The following is a 17,512-nucleotide window of genomic DNA, read 5'->3' on the forward strand; positions in this document are numbered from 1 at the left end:
CATCGATCACCCCGTAGGGTGCGCTGTGCGCACCGAGGCGTGCGAATCCGTGCAATTGAGCGCGGTACCCATGGCAAACCCTATATGGCATCACTCATCCGCGATCAGTCGCTTGCCCAGGCTGACCGAGGCATCGACCTTGTAGCCAAGGCGTTCGTAGAAAGCCAATGCCGCGGCATTGGTATCGCGTACCTGCAGGCTGAGCTTGGGGCAGCCCAGGGCCAGCAACTGCTCTTCGATATACGCCATCAGCTGACGGGCCAGGCCCTGCTGGCGTTGCTCCGGGCACACCGCCAGGTAGTTGACCCAGCCGCGATGCCCCTCGTAGCCGGCCATGGCCGAGGCCACCAGCTTGCCGTCGATCTCGCCTACCAGAAACAGCTCGGGCTGCACCTTCAGCTTGCGCTGGATGTCCTTGTGCGGATCGTTCCACGGGCGGGTCAGGTCGCAGCGTTGCCAGAGATCGACGACGGCGGCTTCGTCAGCGAGCCGGAAGGGACGGATGTGCATGCTGGGCTCCAATCGGTGAGGTCGCCGTTTTAGCACGGGTTGATGACGGGAGTCAGGACAACCTCGTTCGTCACTCCCGCGAAGGCGGGAGCCCAGGTGCTGCGTGCGGGATTGACTGTCACTCCTCAGGAGCTAGCGCCGCAGGTAGGAGGCGAAATCGATATCGCCGGCCGAGAGGATCGCCTGCACGCGGTTATGCACGCCCAGCTTGCGCAGAATGGCCGAGACGTGGGCTTTGACCGTGGTTTCGGCGATATCCAGGCTGTAGGCGATCTGCTTGTTCGATTCGCCCTTGGTCATACGCTCGAGCACCAACAGTTGCTTGCGCGTCAGTGCCTGCAGCAGTTCCGGGGCGATGCTGTGGTGGTCGTGGTGCTGGCGCGAGCTGCCGCTTTTCTGCGAACGGATGATGTCCGGCGGCAGGTAGACGTTACCGTCGAGAATCTGCGCAATGGCGTCGGTCATCTGCGCGCGCGGCGAGGACTTGGTGATGAAACCCACCGCACCATAGGTGATGGCCTGCAGCACGATCTGCTTGTCCTGCTCGGCCGAGACGATCACCACCGGGATGGTTGGCGCCTCGTTGCGCAGGTTCATCAGCCCGCCCAGGCCATGCATGCCGGGCATGTTCAGGTCGAGCAGGATCAGATCCAGGTCGTCGTGGCTTTGGGTCAGCTCCAGAGCGCTGTCCAGGTCGGCGGTTTCCATGATCTCGCTGCCGGGAAACCCGTCGGCGATGACGTTATGGATGGCTTCACGAAACAGCGGATGGTCGTCGGCAATCAGAATCTTGTACATGGCCTTGCACCTCGTTGTTGTGATTATGGTGTGGCGGTGGGCGTGAGGAAAGCGGCAGGCAATTCGGCCGGTTGGGCGGGCGCTATCGGCAGGCCGGCCTGTTCCCAGGAGTCGATACCATCACGATACCAATACAGCTGGCGGTATCCCATGGCATGGGCGCGGCGCGCGGCGTTCCAGCTCGGCCAGCAGTCGGGGCGGCAGTAGAAAACGAAAGGCTTGTCCAGGTCGCCTTTACTGGCCTGGTTCAGGTAATGGGTGAAGTAGCGCAGCCATAGCGCTTCCAGGTTTCCGCTGCCGGTGTTGGGTAGCCACAGACTGCCGGGGATGTTGGCGTGGGGCTCTTCTTCGATGAAGCGATCATGGCGCCACAGCTGACGGTAGACATCGACCAGTTGAACATCGGGGCGTTCGTCGAGCAGCTTTTGCAGGGCGGGAGTATCGAGAACCTGAACACCCTCAAGCGTTGACGGTGTCGGGCTGCGGTACTGGCTGCTGCGATAGCCGTCGGCATCGAACAGCTCTTCGGCACGCACGACGCAGACCAGTAGCAGGGAGGCGAGCATCAGGCCTGCTTGCACGGGCAGACGGTACTTCATGGCAAGGTCTCTACTTATTGTTGTGCCGGTATTACAGGCCATGGTCGCAGGCTTGGGAATTCTACGTTGGAGAGGAAAACCAGTACCAAAGTAGTAGAGATGGCTGGTGGGGCGTGCCTGGAATCTGTCGTAGGGCGTACTCGCGAAGCAGTACGCCATCAGGTTTGCGAGGCGACGAAGCGCGGCGGACTGTTCGCTGGCGCTCCTGAGTCCGCCCTACGGGGGGATTCCCTATTGGTTAACCCGCCTTGCGCAGCGCCGCATGTTGCGGATTGAAGCTGGCCACGGCCAGCAGTGTCAGCAGCACGGTGAGGCCGGTGCAGATCAGCAGCGCCTCAACATGCAGGCGCAGATATAGAGCGTTGCGCACCAGCTCCACGGCGTGGGTGAAGGGGTTGACTGCGCACAGCCAGTACAGCCACTCGCTGGACTCGCGCATCTTCCACAGTGGGTACAGCGCAGATGACAGGAAGAACATCGGGAAGATGACGAAATTCATCACCCCGGCGAAGTTCTCCAGCTGGCGGATGCCGTTGGACAGCAGCAACCCCAGTGCACTGAGCAGCAACGCCACCAGCAGCAGCGCCGGCAGCGCGGCGAGCAGGCCCCAGGCTGGCGGTTGCACGCCATACACCCAGGCGATGGCGAGGAAGGCATAGACCTGTAGTAGCGAGATCAGCGCCGTGGCCAGCAGTTTGGCCACCAGCAGGAAGGCGCGTGGCAGCGGGCTGGTGAGCAGCACGCGCATGCTGCCCATCTCGCGGTCGTAGACCATCGACAGCGAGCCCTGCATGCCGTTGAACAACAGGATCATGCAGGCCAGGCCCGGCACGATGTAGGTGTCGTAGGTGATATAGGTGTCGTAGGGCTCGATGATGGCGATGCCCAGCGCGGCGCGGAAACCGGCGGCGAACACCAGCAGCCACAGCAGCGGGCGCACCAGGGCGCTGAGAAAGCGCGAGCGCTGCAACACGAAGCGCAGCCATTCGCGCAGGACGATGCCACGCAGGCATTCCCAGTAGGCGGTCATGGTTGCGGCTCCGTTTTGGAATCTGTGGGGGTGGCCGGGCGGCGCTCCGCTTTAGCCGCGAGCTCTTCGATATGGTGGATCTCGCGGCTAAAGCCCCTCCCACAACTGGGCCGCAGCGCCTCACGCACATAGCCACGGCCCAGCGCCTCGTCGCCGGTGAGGCGGGCGAAGCTGATGGCCAGGTCTTCGCCGAACTGGCTGGCCTTGCCCCAGGCCACGCGCGCGCCGCGATGGAGGATCAACAGATCGTCGCTGGGCTCGATCTCATCCAGCAGGTGGGTCGTCCACAGCACGCACAAGCCCTGCTCGCGGCACAGGTTGCGCACATGCCGGCCCAGCGCCAAGCGGCTGGCTGGGTCGAGCCCGGCGCTGGCTTCGTCGAGCAGCAGCAGGCGCGGCTGGTGGAGCAGGGCGCGGGCAATTTCCACGCGGCGACGATGGCCGCCGTTGAGCGTGCGCACCTTTTCGTGGCGACGTTCGGCGAGATCCTGGCGCAACAGCTCCTCGTCGATGCGCGCCTGCGCCTCGCGGCGCGGCATGCCGTGCAGCGCGGCATGATAGGCGAGGTTCTGCTGCACCGAGAGGTCGAGATCCAGCGTGCTTTGCTGGAACACCACACCCAGCTGGCGCAACGCCTGGCGCGGTTCATCGCGCAGGCTGTGGCCGAAGATGCGGATGTCGCCCTGCTGCAGGTCGTACAGGCGGGTGAGCAGGGCGATCAGGGTGGATTTACCGGCGCCATTGGGGCCGAGCAGGGCGCCGAAACGCCCCGGCGCCAGTTCGAAGGCCAGGTCGTTGAGCGCCTGGCGGGCACCATAGGCGAAACCGACGCCGCTCACCTCCAGCGCATTCATGGCGTGACCACCACGCCCCAGGGATAGCGGCCAACCTTGATTGACTTGGTCACCTTGAGCGTATCGACGTCGATCACCGATACGTCGCCGCTGACGCCGTTGGTGGTCAGCAGGCGCTTCTGATCCGGGGTGAGCGCCAGATGCCAGACGCGCCGGCCGACCAGCAGGTAGTCGAGAATCTCGTAGGTCTTGGCATCCACCACGGCCACATGGTTGGCCGGGCCGAGGGCGACGAAGGCGTACTTGCCATCGTCGGTGAGCTTGACCCCCACCGGCTGCACCTTGTCCGGGTGCACGCCCTTGATGGCGAAGTTGAGCACCTTGAGCACCTGGCGCGAGTCGACGTCCAGCACCGTCACCGTGCCGCCGATTTCGGCCGAGGCCCACAGACGTTTGCCGTCCTTGTCGAATTCGACGTGACGCGGGCGCTGGTCGACCAGGGTGTTGTCCACCAGTTGATTGGTGCTGGTATCGATCCAGTGCAGCATGTTGGTGGTTTCGCTGGTGTTGACCGCCCACTTACCGTCCGGGCTCACCGCCATGCCTTCGGGTTCCACGCCGACTTCGATCTGCGCCAGCACTTCGTCGCTCTGGGTGTCGACCACCGTTACCAGGGCATCGTCTTCGTTGGAAATGTACAGCCAGCGGTCGTTGGGATGCAGGGCGAACTGCTCGGGGTCGGCGCCGGAGGGCAGCTCCTTGATGATCTTGCGCGTGGCCAGGTCCATTACCTGCACGCGGTCCGAGTCGCTGGCGCAGATGTACAAGAGCTTGTTGTCGGAAGACAGCAGCAGCCCACGCGGGCGCATGCCGACATCGAGGGTGGCGGTGACTTCCAGGCTGTCGAGGTCGATGACGCTGATGCTGTCATCCTTCTCGTTGGACACGTAGGCAGTAGCGGCGAAGGCCGAGTGGCAGGCCAGGCCGAAGGCGACGGCGCAGGCGAGACGGGTCAGACGCATGGGGTTGATCCTCTTGTTGTAGTTGTTGGTAGCCGTTGCTTTTGTGGGAGGGGCTTTCGACTCGGGCATCCTGCTTCGTTCTATCTCCTGCATCCCTGCAGTCGCAGCCGCGACAGTCGCCGCTAAAGCGCCTCCCACAGGTGTTCTGCTTTTCTGTAGGAGCCCGCTTGCGGGCGATACTTTGCGATGATCGCCGGCAAGCCGGCTCCTACAGGGACATACCCGCCAGATCACAGCTCACCTCGGGCCGGTCGTAGCCAAGGCTGTCCATCTCGTTACTGGGATGGAGAAAACCATCCTGCGGCGAGGTGCTGACCAGGGCGCGTGGATGCACCAGCGGAATCGGTTGGCGCAGCTCGCCGTTCCACGGACGGAAGCTCAGCTTGCGACCCTTGAAGCCGTCCAGCGGCAGTTGTTCGTTCAGCAGCTGGTGGCGAATGCCCTGCGGCTCGGCGGCGCGCTGCTTGGTGATGGCCGTGGCCACGCTGCGCACGGCCATCCAGGCAGCGAAGTCGCGGTCGTTCATCCAGCGTCCGGCCAGTTCCTCGAAGCGTTTCTGCAACTGCGCGGCGCCGAAGGTTTCCACCGTCTTGTGCCAGGCGGTCGGGGTCAGGCCCTGGGTGCCGGCCACCGGGCGCGGTAGCCAGGTGTTGTAAGGCAGGTATTCGCCGAAGTCGCCGCGCTCGTCGGCTACCAACACCACGTCGTACTCGCTGGCCTGGGTGAATAGCGGCATTTCCGCCTGGGCGCTGCGGCGCTGGTCGTTGTCGAAGCTCCAAGGCTTTTCGGCGACGATCTTGTGGCCGAAACGTTTGGCGGCGCGCTTGAGCGCGTCGGCGTAGGCGATGTCGTCCTCGGTGCTGCCGGTGACCAGCAGCCAGCGTGTCCATTTGCGCACGGCGAGGAACTGCGCCAGGGCGTCGGCCAGCATGGCGCGGCTGGGCAGGGTGTGCAGCACGTTGCCCAGGCATTGCTCGCGGCGCAGGCCGTCGTCGGCGCTGCCGGCGTTGAGCAGCAGGCTGTCCGGCAGGCGCTCGCTGAGCTGGCGCAGGGTAGCGGCCGGGGCATTGACTACGAACAGGCGAATGCCGGCCTGATGCTGTTGTTCGGCGGCAGCAAGCAGCTCGGTTGCATCCTCGCTCTCGGCGCTTTGCAGTTCGAACTTCTGCTTGAGGAAGCGCCCGGTGCTGTTGCTATCGATGATCGCCAGCTCCGCGCCACGGCGGCCGGCGTCCAGCGGTTCGGGGATGACGTTGGACAGCAAGGGCCCGCGTGGTGGTTGATGAGCCAGGTAGCCGATGCGCACCTGCAGCTCGTTCGCGCTGGCTTCGACCACCAAGCTGAATATGGCAGCGAGGCAGAACAACAGGCGGCAACTGATCCGGTGCATGGGACGACTCCTGCAAAGGGTGTCGCCAGCATAGGAAGCGTCGCCAGGTCGGGAAATATGCCCAAGGTCGCGCCGGCTTAGTACAAAGGTCGTAGCTCTTCAGGGCCGTTCTTCAAGGCCTTCACTCGCCTTGTTGGCGGATATCCAGGCGCAGGCCATGGATGCTGGCCTTGCCGTCGCGGACGCGTAACTGGGCGTTTTCGCGAATTTCCAGCTGCTGTATCCGGTCGCCGCGTTTGAGCTTCTCCCGGATCAGCGAGAAGGCCAGGATAGTGCCGCCTGCGTTTATCAGTTCGGGCTCATTGCGCTGGTAGCTGTACTCGTCGGCCTGGGCAAAGGTCTGCTGCCAGAGCGTGCGCAGCTGCGCCTTGCTCAGATGCTGCCAGTTACGCTCGTGCGGCAGGCGCACCAGGATCTGCGCGTCATCGTCGATCAGCGTCACCAGTGCCGCGGCATCCTGGCGTTGGGCTGCCTGGTCGACCGTCGCGAGGGCCGCCAGTGCGGCGCGGCGTTCGTGCTCGGTCGGGGTGATGGTGGTGCGGCTGCCTTCGCGGCTGGCGAGAAACTGCTGGGCCTGCGGATGTTCTCCCTGCCTGGCCGCGGCCCGTATCCAGCTCAGCCCGACACTGTGCTGGCCTTGCTCGTACAGGCGTTCACCCAGCGTCCACTGCGCCTCGGCGTTGTCCTGCTCGGCAGCACGTCGATACCACTGCGCCGCCTGGTCCGGGTCGGCCTCGGTGCCCAGCCCCAGGTCATGGGCGCGGGCCACCTCGTACATGCCGATGGCGTCACCCGCATCGGCAGCGCGCTGGTACCAGGTCAACGCCTGCTTGAGGTCGGCTGCGGTGCCCAGGCCGGCGGCGTACATGTTGCCGAGGTTGAGCATGCCCTGGCGGTTACCGGCTTCGGCGAGCTGGCGATAGCGCTCGAAGGCCTCGTCGAAGTCGCCCATCTTGTATACCGCATAGGCGTCCAGCACCTGGATCATCTCGCGGGCGATACGCGTCTGTTCGTCGTTGCCGGCACTCAGCGGCGTGCTCAGCAGTGTGCCCAGCAGCAGGCAGGCGAGATGACGCATGGCGGTACTCCAAGAGGGTGAAAGCGGTGAGTCAGGCTAACAAGCCGGGTACGTGCGGTATTTAGTTCGATGGTGGCGGATGGATGCGCCGATGGTGGCGGGTAGAGCAGGGGCGATGGGCATTGGGCCCGGATCTGGCGGGAAATCTGCCCAAAGTACCAGCTGGGCAGTACCAAGGTAGTAACCCGGTGCGGGCCTTTACTTCCTAGCATGGCAGGCGACGTCCAATAACAAGAACAGGTGAACGCCATGCGTATTTTCAAGGCCCTGCTACTGCCGCTGTTGCTGATCATCAGCCTGCTCGGTGTCGATCAACTGCACGCCGCCGGCGATATGACCCGCCGGCCGGTCGCCTTGCCCGACCTGGTGCTGGGGAGCGAGGAAAGCGACTACTTCATGTCGCAGAACGAGTACCAACTGGAAACCGGCCAGGCCTACCAGCTCAAGATCATCGCCAGCGGGCAGAAGGAATACGCCTTTCAGGCCCCCGAGTTCGCCACGTCCATCTACCTGCGCAAGGTCGAGGCCGGCGGCGTGGAGATCAAGGCGGTGACCCTCACCGAGCTGGAGTTCGAGGACGCCGGCGAGGCGGAGATCTTCTTCCTGCCGGTCAAACCGGGCAAATACCGCTTCTACGCCAAGGGCCTGGAAGGCAAGGGCATGCTCGGTCATTTCGTTGTCAAGTAGATGACCGCCCTGGGCCGCATCAACCTCGGCGTCAGCCTGCTGTTCGGGCTGGTGACCCTGGCCGGGCTGGCGCTGCTGTTGCGCCAGGCCAGTCACGATGTGCAGCGCGAGCTACAGGCCGCCGAAGCGGTGGTGGAATACCTCGGCGAAGTGGCGCGCAGCAACCCCGGCAGCCTGCGCCCGGAACTGACCGAGAACCTGCGGCATATCCGCGTGAGCTGGCTGCGCCCGGGCGAAGAGCCCGAGCAGCAGACCGAAAGCACCATCGAGCACTGGATCGCCGAACGCCTGCTGGGCTCGGCGTCACTGGTGGCCGATGCCTGGCCGCTGGAGGATGGCCGCGAGTTGCGTATCGCCCTCGATCCCTATGATGAAATCGAGGAAATCTACGACTCGCTGCTGCAACTGCTGTTGCTCAGCGCCTTCGCCCTGATCCTCAGCCTGCTGACCATCCGCTTTGCCGTGCAGCGGGCTCGGCGCGTGCTGGACGAACTACTCGCCGGTCTGCGCGACGTCGGCGCCGGTCACTTCGATACGCGCTTGCATGACCACGGCCTGGCCGAGGCCAAGCACCTGGCGGCGCACTTCAACGAGATGGCCACCACCCTGCAACAGGTGCAGGCGGACAATGCCGAGCTGACCCAGGCGCTGCTGGAGTTGCAGGAGCGCGAGCGCACGCGCCTCGGTCAGACCCTGCATGACGACCTCGGCCAATACCTCAGCGGCATTCGTGCCCAGGCCTGCCTGCTCAAGGTAATTGCCGATCGGCCGCAGCAGGTGCAGGACACTGCGCGCCTGCTCGACGACAACTGCGAGCGCCTGCAGCAGGGCTTTCGCAGCCTGATTCGCGACCTCTATCCGGTGGTGCTGGAGCGTCTGGAACTCGGCCCAGCATTGCAGCAACTAGCCGCCGACTGGCAACAGGCGCAAGGCATCCGCTGTCGCCTGCAACTGAGCGAACAACTGCCAAGCCTGCCGTTGGCGAGCAAGGCCCATCTCTATCGCCTGGTGCAGGAGGCGTTGACCAATGTCGCCCGCCATGCCGATGCCAGCGAAGTACGTATTCGCCTGCAACGCCGTGGCCATGGCTTGCGCCTGTTGGTACGCGACAACGGCCAGGGCACTGCACTGCCGCTGCGTCCTGGCATCGGCCTGCGCTCGATGCGCGAACGCAGCCGCAGTCTCGGCGGCGAACTGCGCCTGCACAGCCGCCCACAAGCTGGCTGGGCGCTTTGCCTGAATATTCCCTTGGAGGCAACGTCATGAAGATTCTGCTGGTAGATGACCACGCAGTGGTGCGCCAGGGCTACGCGAGCCTGCTGCGTGCGCTGTTGCCGGATGTGCAATTGCGCGAGGCCTGTGATGGCGAACAGGCTTTGCAGCGGGTGCAGGAAGAGATCCCCAACCTGGTGATCATGGATATCGGCCTGCCCGGCATCAGCGGCCTGGAAACCACCCGCCGCCTTCGTCAGCGCCTGCCGCAACTGCGCGTGCTGTTCTTCAGCATGCACGACGAACTGCCTCTGGTACGCCAGGCGCTGGACGCCGGCGCCATCGGCTACCTGACCAAGAACTCGTCGCCGGAAGTGCTGGTGGAGGCGGTCAAACGCACCGCCGCCGGCCACGCCTATATCGAACAGCAACTGGCCACCCAACTGGCCTGCAACCCCGCCAGCAGCGACGGTCTAGACCCGCGCCTGCGCGAGCTGACCCAGCGCGAGTTCGAAATCTTCGTCATGCTCGCCCGCGGCCTGCCTCCGAGACAGATCGCCGAGAAGCTGTGCATCAGTGCCAAGACCCTGTCCAACTACCAGACCTTGGTAAAGAACAAACTGCAGATCGCCTCGCAGGCCGAACTGGTGCATCTGGCGATTGATAGTGGGGTGGTTAGGGTGGGGTTGGAGAGTGCTTGAGAGGCTAAGGCGAGCTGCAATGGCCTGACGCCAGCTACTGCTTCCAGGGTCGCCGCAATCCAGTGATTAGGTGTAGATTGATGGCATTGAGCCATGGCGTGCGTGCGGTGTTACACCGAATTCTCGTGTAATGGGTTGATGTGAAATTCTATCCAATCACTGTTTGAACACAGAGTAGGAAAGGAAATGGGATATCTGGAACCTTTGTACTTGAATGAGAAAATGGTTTTGAATGCTGCCGCATATCTATTTAAAGGCGTTGGCTCAGAGTTGGAGGAAAGGGTGTCTTCTTCGGCAAATAGTCAGGCTAATGCAAAAATAGGCATTTCATTTTTGCAAGGCTTGCTTGGAAAGGCAGAGTTGGGTGTTAAAGGAGAAAGCGCAAGCGCCAGCGAAGTTACAACTGTTAAGCGATATACTTTGGGTGGGCTGCATATGACTGTGGTTGATGAGTTGGAGAATAGAAAAGATATTAAGGATTTTTCAAATGTTGAAATGGCGGCAGGTCAATATATCAAGGCAAAAGCTGTACTGCAGCCGGTCGATATTTTTCAGCTTGTCGAAACACTTCAGACATCAGCTCCCCTAATTGTTCAGGGTTTAAAGCACTTTGGTGTGGGACTGGGTATTCAGAAAAAATCTCTTGACGAATTTCTGAAATATGAAAAACCGCTCACGCAGCTAATTGATGCAATTGAGCAGGATTACTTGAAATCTAAGCAGCTTGAGATGCTTTTGTGCAGCCCGGAAACAGGGATTCCATTTGGGGTTGTTGATTTAGATGTTACGGACTATGATCCAAAAGAAATTAAGGCAAAGCTTACTGATGGTGAATTTGCTGTCTTCGGGAAATTAACAAAGCGTATTGGTGGTGGAGAGACGTTGAGCTTGGTCCAAAGAACGTTTTTGTCATATGTCATGGGCGTTTTGGATACGCTGATGGAAGTGACGAATGACATGAAAGGTTTAAATGAATATAGGCACTCCATGGATACAGCCAAGCCATTTGTCGAGAGATTTTGCCGCCTTTCGATAGATGGGCCTGCTTACAGAATGACAGCCATGTCGGTCTGCGCATAATTGATCGTTCCCACGCTCTGCGTGTGAATGCAGCCCTCGACGCTCCGCGTCCACTTGCCGGGCATTGCACATCTGAGTCAGCAGGCAACGCAGAGCGTGGGAGCCATGTACAGGCTTACTCCCTACCATCCCTCACCACCCGCCAAACCGTATTCGCCAGATCATCCGCCACGATCAATGCGCCGCTCGGATCGACCGTTACGCCCACCGGGCGGCCGCGGGTCTTGCCGTCTTCAGTGCGAAAGCCGGTGACGAAGTCGATGGGGTCGCCTGAAGGGCGGCCGTTTTCGAAGGGCACGAAGATCACCTTATAGCCCACCGGGTTCTTGCGGTTCCAGCTGCCGTGCTCGCCGACGAATACGCCGTCGGCATATTGCTCGCCCATCACGTCGCTGGAAAAGTCCAGGCCCAGCGCGGCGACGTGGGCGCCAAGGGCGTAGTCCGGGGCGATGGCGCTGGCGACCTTGTCCGGATCCTGCGGCTTCACCCGTGGGTCGACGTGCTGGCCGAAGTAGCTGTAGGGCCAGCCGTAGAAGCCGCCTTCCTGCACCGAGGTGAGGTAGTCGGGCACCAGGTCTTCTCCCAGTTCGTCACGCTCGTTGACCACTGCCCACAAGGTGCCGGTGCCCGGCTGGATGGCCAGTGCGGTGGGGTTGCGCAGGCCGGTGGCGTAGGGTTTGTAGGCGCCGGTTTCGGCGTCCACCTGCCAGACCAGGGCGCGGTCGACTTCGGCCTCCATGCCGCGCTCGGTGATGTTGCTGTTGGAGCCGATACCAACGTACAGGTAGCGGCCGTCCTCGCTGATGGTCAGCGCCTTGGTCCAATGGTGGTTGATTGCCGATGGCAGGTCGGCGACCTTGCTCGGCGGGCCGCTGGCCTTGGTCTGGCCTTCTTCATAGTCGAAGCGCACCAGCTCGTCCTGGTTGGCCACGTACAGGTTGCCTTCGTGCAGCGCCAGGCCGTAGGGCGCGTTGAGGTCTTCGGCGAAAACCGTCTGCAGCTCGTAGCTGCCGTCGCCATCGGCGTCGCGCAGCAGGGTCAGGCGGTTGCCGCTTTCCACCGAGGTGTTGCCACGTGCCTTGATCACGCCGGCGATCACGTCCTTGGGCTTGAGCTTGGCCGCGCTACCGCCACGGCCCTCGGCAACGAGAATGTCGCCGTTGGGCAGCACCAGAGTTTGCCGGGGAATCTTCAGGTCAGTGGCGATGGCGCTGACGCTGAAGCCTTCGGGCACGGTGGGTCGTTGATCACCCCAGGGTGTCGGTTCGGCAATGGTCATGCTCGGCAGGATGCCGCGTTCGGGGGAGGGCAGGTCCGGCTGGGCTCCGTAGAACTGTTGGTTGCTGCCGGGCTCTTCGCCGCAGGCGGTCAACAGCAGGGCGAGGGGCAGGGCGGTCAGTGCGATGGCAGTTTTCATCGGGCATCTCCTATGCGTGGCTGGGCCATGCCGACCCAGGTGGCGGCAATGGCCAGCAAGGTGACGATCACCGACAGGGCCAGGCCCATCGGCATAACGGCCCAGGCGTCCTTGGCGTGCTCCAGCGCGTTGATGAAACCCAGCACCCAGGTAACCAGGAGCAGCAGAAAGTAGGTGAGCGGCCGCGGGTTGCGTCGACGGAATAGCCCGACCAGGGCGAACAGCATCGCCAGGCCGGCGAATACCAGGGCGCCGGCGATCAACCAGGAGGCGAAGTTGCTCCATTGGATCTGGTAGCTGCGGTAGTAGGCGATGTCGGCGATCAGGGCGCCGAGAAACAGCGGCACCTGGCCGCACAGCAGGGTGGCGTGCAAGGGGCTGAGAATGTTGGGGTAGGCGTGTGGAGTTGCAGTGGTAGTGGTCACGGCAGATCCCTCTTGGGCAATGACTGATGACGGCCTGGATGCTGCCGCCTCGATCTGGCTGTTCCTAAGAAGGGATTGCCCTGTATGGGCATGGTTCAGGTTGTTTTTGCACCGAGTCAGATGGGCGAGGCCCTCGATGAGAGCTGTATAGCCTGGCGCTCGGATGATGTAGGAGCGGCGCCCCGCCGCGAACCCGTACGACGGGCACTCGAAGCGCTTCGCCCCGGGGCGGGGCTCCTACGGGAAGCGGTCTGGAGGCTTAGTTGATCGGCATTGGCGTGTAGTCCGGATGAAATCCGGGGACCGCAGACATATTGCTCCCGGATTCATCGGGCTACGAAGCTAACCTTAGGAGGCGCCAGTCGCGGCTAAAGCCCCTCCCACAAGAGCAGCCTGTAGCCTAATGTTGCAGCCGGCCTGTAGGAGCGGCTCTAGCCGCGATGTTAAGGCGTGCATCGCGGCTGAAGCGCAGTGCCGCCCAGCCGCTCTTACGGGGTGTGGGTGTTTGCGAGCGGGCTCAATCCCACCCTTTGGGACATTGCACGCAGCCGGGCATGTTGGCGTCCTGGAAGTTGCCGAAGCGGGTGCGGGCACCGGTGAGGTTGGCGTTCTCCAGGTTGGAGCTGCCGAGTTTCACTTCCTGCAGGTTGGCATCTTGCAGATGTGCGCCCTTGAGGTCAGCCTTGCTCAGCCAGGTCATTTCCAGGTTGGCGGCCTGCAGCTGTACGTTGTGCAGCTTGGCGCCGGAGAGGCGGGCGAATTCCAGGTTGGCGGCGCGCATGTCGGCGCCTTCGAATTGCGCAGCCTGGGCGAATAGGGCCCAGCCACTGATGGCCACCAGGCTGGCGCCGGACAGGTCGGCAAGGCGAAGGTTGCTTTGTTGCAGGCTGGCACGGGTCAGGTTGGCGCCGCGCAGCTTGGCTTTCTCCAGGTTAGCCAGGTCGAGGTTGACGTGGCGCAGGTCGGCGCCGGAAAGGTCGGCACCGGAGAGGTCCATGCGGCGCATGTCGAGGTTGCGCAAATCGGCGCCACGCAGGTTGGCGTTGGGGCATTTGCTGTCGGGTTCGATGCGGCAGCCGTTGATCTGCGGCACGCCGTCGTTCTGGGTTTCGGCGCCGATGGCGTGGCTGCCGATGACCAGCAGCAGGACCGGGATAAGCAGGGGCGGGTAGTTCATGGCGAGTCCTCGGATGAATTGATGGGGGAGGCGGTCGCGGCTGAAGCCCCTCCCACAGGTAGCGCGCATGGCGCACCCGAGGGTGCGCCATGCCTGTTGCTATCAGCGCTGGGCGCTGGCCTTGTCCCAGCTCGGCAGCTTGAACACCCAGAAGGAGCCGCCTTGAGCGACCGGTTTGGTCAGGTCGGCCATGTCGCCGCCCCACAGCGGCACGGCGCCGCCGTAACCGGCGGTCACGCCGATGTACTGCTCACCATCCTGCTCCCAAGTGACGGGCGGGGAGATGATCCCGGTGCCGACCTGGAACTTCCACAGCTCCTTGCCGTTCTTGGCATCGAAGGCCTTGAAGTAGCCGTCGCCGGTACCGGTGAACACCAGATTGCCCTTGGTGGCGAGTACGCCGGCCCATAGCGGCAGGCGCTCCTTGTGCTCCCAGGCGACCTTGCCGGTGGTCGGGTTCATCGCCCGCAGGATGCCGACGTGGTCGTCGAACAGACGCTTGATGCGAAAGCCCATGCCCAGGTAGGCGGAGCCTTTTTTGTAGGTGGCTTCCTCGGCCCAGTAGTCCTCCTTCCAGTGGTTGGCCGGGACGTAGAACAGACCGGTGTCCTGGCTGTAGGCCATCGGGTTCCAGTTCTTGCCGCCGAGGAAGGGCGGGGAGACTTCGACCACTTCACCCTTGCTTTCACCGGGCTTGGGCTTGGGCGGACGCTGGCCTTCGACTTCCACCGGGCGACCGGTTTCCAGATCGATATGGCTGGCCCAGGTGATCTTGTCGACGAAGGGGAAGGCGTTCTTCAGCTTGCCGTTGGCGCGGTCGACCACGTAGAAGAAACCGTTGCGGTCGGCGTGGGCGGTGGCCTTGGTGACCTTGCCGTCCTTGTCCTTGTAGTCGAACAGCACCAGCTCGTTGTTGCCGGAGAAGTCCCAGGCATCGTTCGGGGTGTGCTGGTAGAACCACTTCACTTCGCCAGTGGTGGGGTCGACGCCGACCTGGCCGGAGGTGTACAGGCTGTCGTAGTCCTTGGGGTTGCCGCCGTCGCTGGTGCGCGCCCAGCCGTTCCAAGGGGCCGGGTTGCCGGCGCCGATAATGATGGTGTTGGTTTCGGCATCGAAACTGGCGCTCTGCCACGGCGCGCCGCCGCCCTGGCTCCAGGCTTCCTTCTTGCCGGTCGGGTGGTTGGGATCATCCGGCCAGCTCGGCGCTTTGACGTCACCGGTCGGGGTGCTGTCCTTGCCGTTCAGGCGGCCCATATGGCCCTCGACGAAGGGACGCATCCAGACTTCTTCACCGGTATCCGGATCGCGGGCGAACAGCTTGCCGACCACGCCGAACTCGTCACCGGAGCTGCCGTGGATGACCAGCACCTTGCCGGTCTTGCCGTCTTTGACGATGGTCGGCGCGCCGGTCATGGTGTAGCCGGCGGAGTGATCGCCGAATTTCTTGTTCCAGACGACCTTGCCGGTGTCCTTGTTCAGCGCCACGACGCGGGCGTCGAGGGTGCCGAAGTAGATCTTGTCGCCATAGATGGCGGCGCCGCGGTTGACCACGTCGCAGCACGGGCGGATGTCGTCGGGAAGGCGGTGGCTGTAGGTCCACAGGCGCTTGCCGGTCTTGGCGTCGAGGGCGAAGACGCGCGAGTAGGAGCCGGTCACGTAGACCACACCGTCGTGGATGATGGCCTGCGATTCCTGGCCGCGCTGCTTCTCGTCGCCGAAGGAATAGCTCCACGCCGGAGTCAGCTTGAACACGTTCTCGGCGTTCACCTGAGCCAGCGGGCTCCAGCGCTGGGCGTTGGTGCCCATGCCGTACTGCAGCACGTTGCTGGTGGTGGTGTGGTCGTTGGCAATGTCTTCCCAGGTGACCGGCTTGGCGAGCGCGCCCTGGCTAAGCGCCAGGCCGCCGGCCAACATCAGGGCAAGCGCCAGGGGGCGCGGGGTGCTGGGTAGGTTTCTTGTTGTCATCGTTGTGCTTCCCATTGGAGGTGGTAGGTCGCTGCAGTGACACCGCGAAAACTGGGTTCCGGGGATGTCCAGCAGAGGCAAGCCGATGGTGGTACCCGGCCACCTTCGCGCCTACGGAAAAACTCCCGCCTTTGCCGGGAGGATTTCCCGGTCGGCCCATGACTTGGCCTTGCTGCCAAGGCATCGCCAACACCCCTTCACAAGCCCTACTACCAAGGGACTAGAACGCGACCACCAAAGCAGCATTCGGCGCGTTGCACGGCCTTTCTAAGATGGTCGCCACGAGCTCTGTATGGGCTGTCTTGCGTGCATTAGATGAGGTCCTAGACATGAACAAGAAGATCCAATCCACCCTGGCGCTGCTGGTGCTCGCCGCATCGACCAACCTCTGGGCGCACGGTGATGTGGTACCGCAGGCGGTGAACACCGATGGCCTGGAACCGCTGGGTGAGGAATGGCTGGACGAGAACCCCTATCGCGACAACCCGCGCGCTATCGAGATCGGCTCCTCCGCGTACAACCAGAACTGCGCCGCCTGCCACGGCCTGGAAGCCAAGTCCGGCGGTATCGCCCCGGATCTGCGGATGCTGGAACTGGGCGCCAGTGGTGACGAGTGGTTCAAGGAACGGGTAATCAACGGCGCGGTGCGCGATGGCCGCGTCTATATGCCGAAGATGGCGGACTTCCTTAGCCAGGAAGCATTGTGGGCAGTGCGTAGCTATCTGGAGAGCGTGCACGTCGAGGAGTAATTCATGCGTCTGCTGACCCTCCTGTGTGGCCTGCTGTTTTTCTTGGGTACGGCTCAGGCGCAGGTGCGCGACTTCGACCGTATCACCGAGTCGGGCATCCTGCGCGTGGCGCTGTACCAGAACTTCCCGCCCTACAGCTACGAGCAGGACGGTCAGCCACGTGGCGTCGATTACGAGCTGGCCAAGGCGCTGGCTGAAGGGCTTGGGCTGAAGCTTGAAGTGATGTGGGCGCCGCCAGGCGAAAAGCTTGACGACGACCTGCGTGACTACATTTGGCGTGGCCGGGTGACCGCGCAGGGCCAACTGGCCGATGTGATGCTGCGTGTGCCATACGACCGCGACTACGCGCAGATGCGCAACGAGCTGGGCGAGCTGGTCAACGAACTCGTGGTGATGTTCGGCCCCTATCAGCGTGAGCGCTGGCAACTGGCGTTCGATCGTCGGCGTCTGGCCGAGGTGCCGAGCATCGTTGCGTTGCGCCAGCATCCAGTCGGCGTCGAAGTTGAGAGTGTGCCCTCGTTCTACCTGAGTTCGGTGCAGGGCGGCATGCTCAGCCAGGAAACCCGCCATTACCCGACACCGAAGCTGGCCTTTGCGGCCATGCAGGGTGGTGAAGTGGATGCGGTGATGGCGCTGCGTGGCGAGGTGGACTGGCTGCTGCACGAGGCCAATGACCCGCAACTGGCGCTGGCCGAGAACGCCTACCCGGACATGGGCCGGCAGATATGGGAGATCGGCATGGCGGTGCACGAAAGCAATCGGCAGCTTGCCTATGCCCTGGAAGAACGGCTGGAAACCCTGATTCTCGACGGCTCGCTCGAGCGCCTGTACGCGCGCTACGGGCTGCGCTACGAGAAGCCAGAACAATACCAATAAGA

Annotated in this window: 18 protein-coding genes; 6 read left to right on the forward strand and 12 right to left on the reverse strand. The window is 63.0% G+C overall.

Features of this window, described 5'->3' with window-relative positions; genetic code table 11:
• Positions 1 to 90: 90 nt before the first annotated feature.
• The 8 genes from BLS08_RS22375 to BLS08_RS22410 all read right to left on the reverse strand — a co-directional run bounded on the left by BLS08_RS22375 (position 91) and on the right by BLS08_RS22410 (position 7,221).
• Positions 91 to 510 (reverse strand): GNAT family acetyltransferase, encoded by a 420-nt coding sequence (locus BLS08_RS22375; RefSeq protein WP_017676564.1) that lies wholly within the window; start codon positions 508 to 510, stop codon positions 91 to 93.
• Positions 511 to 642: 132 nt separating this feature from the next.
• The gene (locus tag BLS08_RS22380) at positions 643 to 1,308 is read right to left on the reverse strand and encodes a response regulator transcription factor (protein ID WP_017676565.1); all 666 of its coding nucleotides are present in this window, start codon (positions 1,306 to 1,308) and stop codon (positions 643 to 645) included.
• A 23-nt stretch (positions 1,309 to 1,331) separates the two neighbouring features.
• Entirely contained in the window at positions 1,332 to 1,907 is a 576-nt protein-coding gene (locus BLS08_RS22385) for a PQQ-dependent catabolism-associated CXXCW motif protein (RefSeq protein ID WP_017676566.1), read from the reverse strand.
• 238 nt (positions 1,908 to 2,145) lie between these two features.
• Positions 2,146 to 2,937, reverse strand: coding sequence for an ABC transporter permease (locus BLS08_RS22390; RefSeq protein WP_017676567.1), 792 nt, complete (start codon positions 2,935 to 2,937; stop codon positions 2,146 to 2,148).
• Positions 2,934 to 3,791, reverse strand: a complete 858-nt coding sequence (locus BLS08_RS22395) for an ABC transporter ATP-binding protein (protein ID WP_017676568.1) — start codon at positions 3,789 to 3,791, stop codon at positions 2,934 to 2,936. The genes BLS08_RS22390 and BLS08_RS22395 overlap by 4 nt, the downstream gene beginning before the upstream one ends.
• Entirely contained in the window at positions 3,788 to 4,753 is a 966-nt protein-coding gene (locus BLS08_RS22400) for a YVTN family beta-propeller repeat protein (RefSeq protein ID WP_017676569.1), read from the reverse strand. Before BLS08_RS22400 ends, BLS08_RS22395 begins: the two co-directional genes overlap by 4 nt.
• Before the next feature lie 208 nt (positions 4,754 to 4,961).
• Positions 4,962 to 6,143 (reverse strand): ABC transporter substrate-binding protein, encoded by a 1,182-nt coding sequence (locus BLS08_RS22405; RefSeq protein WP_017676570.1) that lies wholly within the window; start codon positions 6,141 to 6,143, stop codon positions 4,962 to 4,964.
• A 121-nt stretch (positions 6,144 to 6,264) separates the two neighbouring features.
• Positions 6,265 to 7,221, reverse strand: a complete 957-nt coding sequence (locus BLS08_RS22410; protein WP_017676571.1) for a tetratricopeptide repeat protein — start codon at positions 7,219 to 7,221, stop codon at positions 6,265 to 6,267.
• Positions 7,222 to 7,470: 249 nt separating this feature from the next.
• Between BLS08_RS22410 and BLS08_RS22415 the strand changes: the two genes are divergently transcribed.
• The 4 genes from BLS08_RS22415 to BLS08_RS22430 all read left to right on the forward strand — a co-directional run bounded on the left by BLS08_RS22415 (position 7,471) and on the right by BLS08_RS22430 (position 10,901).
• Entirely contained in the window at positions 7,471 to 7,908 is a 438-nt protein-coding gene (locus BLS08_RS22415) for a cupredoxin domain-containing protein (protein ID WP_017676572.1), read from the forward strand.
• Positions 7,909 to 9,174 (forward strand): HAMP domain-containing sensor histidine kinase, encoded by a 1,266-nt coding sequence (locus tag BLS08_RS22420; protein ID WP_055986260.1) that lies wholly within the window; start codon positions 7,909 to 7,911, stop codon positions 9,172 to 9,174. It abuts the gene before it with no gap.
• On the forward strand, positions 9,171 to 9,821 hold the full coding sequence (locus BLS08_RS22425) for a response regulator transcription factor (protein ID WP_017676574.1): 651 nt from the start codon (positions 9,171 to 9,173) through the stop codon (positions 9,819 to 9,821). The genes BLS08_RS22420 and BLS08_RS22425 overlap by 4 nt, the downstream gene beginning before the upstream one ends.
• Before the next feature lie 186 nt (positions 9,822 to 10,007).
• Positions 10,008 to 10,901: a DUF6414 family protein gene (locus BLS08_RS22430; protein WP_017676575.1), complete on the forward strand. Its 894-nt coding sequence runs from the start codon at positions 10,008 to 10,010 to the stop codon at positions 10,899 to 10,901.
• A gap of 115 nt (positions 10,902 to 11,016) precedes the next feature.
• On the opposite strand, the gene BLS08_RS22435 is transcribed toward BLS08_RS22430, so the two are convergent.
• From BLS08_RS22435 to exaA, 4 genes are all read right to left on the reverse strand, one after another.
• On the reverse strand, positions 11,017 to 12,318 hold the full coding sequence (locus BLS08_RS22435; protein WP_017676576.1) for a PQQ-dependent sugar dehydrogenase: 1,302 nt from the start codon (positions 12,316 to 12,318) through the stop codon (positions 11,017 to 11,019).
• Entirely contained in the window at positions 12,315 to 12,743 is a 429-nt protein-coding gene (locus BLS08_RS22440; protein ID WP_017676577.1) for a DUF2231 domain-containing protein, read from the reverse strand. The genes BLS08_RS22435 and BLS08_RS22440 overlap by 4 nt, the downstream gene beginning before the upstream one ends.
• 517 nt (positions 12,744 to 13,260) lie before the next feature.
• A complete protein-coding gene (locus tag BLS08_RS22445; RefSeq protein WP_017676578.1) occupies positions 13,261 to 13,920 on the reverse strand; it encodes a pentapeptide repeat-containing protein in 660 nt (219 codons plus the stop codon).
• 102 nt (positions 13,921 to 14,022) lie between these two features.
• Positions 14,023 to 15,885, reverse strand: a complete 1,863-nt coding sequence (gene exaA / locus BLS08_RS22450) for a quinoprotein ethanol dehydrogenase (protein WP_026088535.1) — start codon at positions 15,883 to 15,885, stop codon at positions 14,023 to 14,025.
• A 329-nt stretch (positions 15,886 to 16,214) separates the two neighbouring features.
• Between exaA and pedF the strand changes: the two genes are divergently transcribed.
• Both pedF and BLS08_RS22460 read left to right on the forward strand, forming a co-directional pair.
• Positions 16,215 to 16,634: a cytochrome c-550 PedF gene (pedF, locus tag BLS08_RS22455; RefSeq protein ID WP_017676580.1), complete on the forward strand. Its 420-nt coding sequence runs from the start codon at positions 16,215 to 16,217 to the stop codon at positions 16,632 to 16,634.
• Between the two features lie 3 nt (positions 16,635 to 16,637).
• Positions 16,638 to 17,510: a substrate-binding periplasmic protein gene (locus tag BLS08_RS22460; RefSeq protein WP_017676581.1), complete on the forward strand. Its 873-nt coding sequence runs from the start codon at positions 16,638 to 16,640 to the stop codon at positions 17,508 to 17,510.
• The last annotated feature ends 2 nt before the right edge of the window (positions 17,511 to 17,512 follow it).

Origin of the sequence: Ectopseudomonas chengduensis (assembly GCF_900102635.1) — a bacterium.
Taxonomy (GTDB): Bacteria; Pseudomonadota; Gammaproteobacteria; order Pseudomonadales; family Pseudomonadaceae; genus Aquipseudomonas; species Aquipseudomonas chengduensis.

Excerpts from the sequence above, each read along its gene's own strand:
- BLS08_RS22445 (WP_017676578.1), bottom strand. The coding sequence starts at position 13,920 with ATGAACTACCCGCCCCTGCTTATCCCGGTCCTGCTGCTGGTCATCGGC.
- BLS08_RS22400 (WP_017676569.1), bottom strand. The coding sequence starts at position 4,753 with ATGCGTCTGACCCGTCTCGCCTGCGCCGTCGCCTTCGGCCTGGCCTGC.
- BLS08_RS22380 (WP_017676565.1), bottom strand. The coding sequence starts at position 1,308 with ATGTACAAGATTCTGATTGCCGACGACCATCCGCTGTTTCGTGAAGCC.
- BLS08_RS22390 (WP_017676567.1), bottom strand. The coding sequence starts at position 2,937 with ATGACCGCCTACTGGGAATGCCTGCGTGGCATCGTCCTGCGCGAATGG.
- BLS08_RS22460 (WP_017676581.1), top strand. The coding sequence starts at position 16,638 with ATGCGTCTGCTGACCCTCCTGTGTGGCCTGCTGTTTTTCTTGGGTACG.
- pedF (WP_017676580.1), top strand. The coding sequence starts at position 16,215 with ATGAACAAGAAGATCCAATCCACCCTGGCGCTGCTGGTGCTCGCCGCA.
- BLS08_RS22430 (WP_017676575.1), top strand. The coding sequence starts at position 10,008 with ATGGGATATCTGGAACCTTTGTACTTGAATGAGAAAATGGTTTTGAAT.
- BLS08_RS22375 (WP_017676564.1), bottom strand. The coding sequence starts at position 510 with ATGCACATCCGTCCCTTCCGGCTCGCTGACGAAGCCGCCGTCGTCGAT.
- BLS08_RS22415 (WP_017676572.1), top strand. The coding sequence starts at position 7,471 with ATGCGTATTTTCAAGGCCCTGCTACTGCCGCTGTTGCTGATCATCAGC.
- BLS08_RS22385 (WP_017676566.1), bottom strand. The coding sequence starts at position 1,907 with ATGAAGTACCGTCTGCCCGTGCAAGCAGGCCTGATGCTCGCCTCCCTG.
- BLS08_RS22425 (WP_017676574.1), top strand. The coding sequence starts at position 9,171 with ATGAAGATTCTGCTGGTAGATGACCACGCAGTGGTGCGCCAGGGCTAC.
- BLS08_RS22435 (WP_017676576.1), bottom strand. The coding sequence starts at position 12,318 with ATGAAAACTGCCATCGCACTGACCGCCCTGCCCCTCGCCCTGCTGTTG.
- exaA (WP_026088535.1), bottom strand. The coding sequence starts at position 15,885 with ATGACAACAAGAAACCTACCCAGCACCCCGCGCCCCCTGGCGCTTGCC.
- BLS08_RS22410 (WP_017676571.1), bottom strand. The coding sequence starts at position 7,221 with ATGCGTCATCTCGCCTGCCTGCTGCTGGGCACACTGCTGAGCACGCCG.
- BLS08_RS22395 (WP_017676568.1), bottom strand. The coding sequence starts at position 3,791 with ATGAATGCGCTGGAGGTGAGCGGCGTCGGTTTCGCCTATGGTGCCCGC.
- BLS08_RS22420 (WP_055986260.1), top strand. The coding sequence starts at position 7,909 with ATGACCGCCCTGGGCCGCATCAACCTCGGCGTCAGCCTGCTGTTCGGG.
- BLS08_RS22405 (WP_017676570.1), bottom strand. The coding sequence starts at position 6,143 with ATGCACCGGATCAGTTGCCGCCTGTTGTTCTGCCTCGCTGCCATATTC.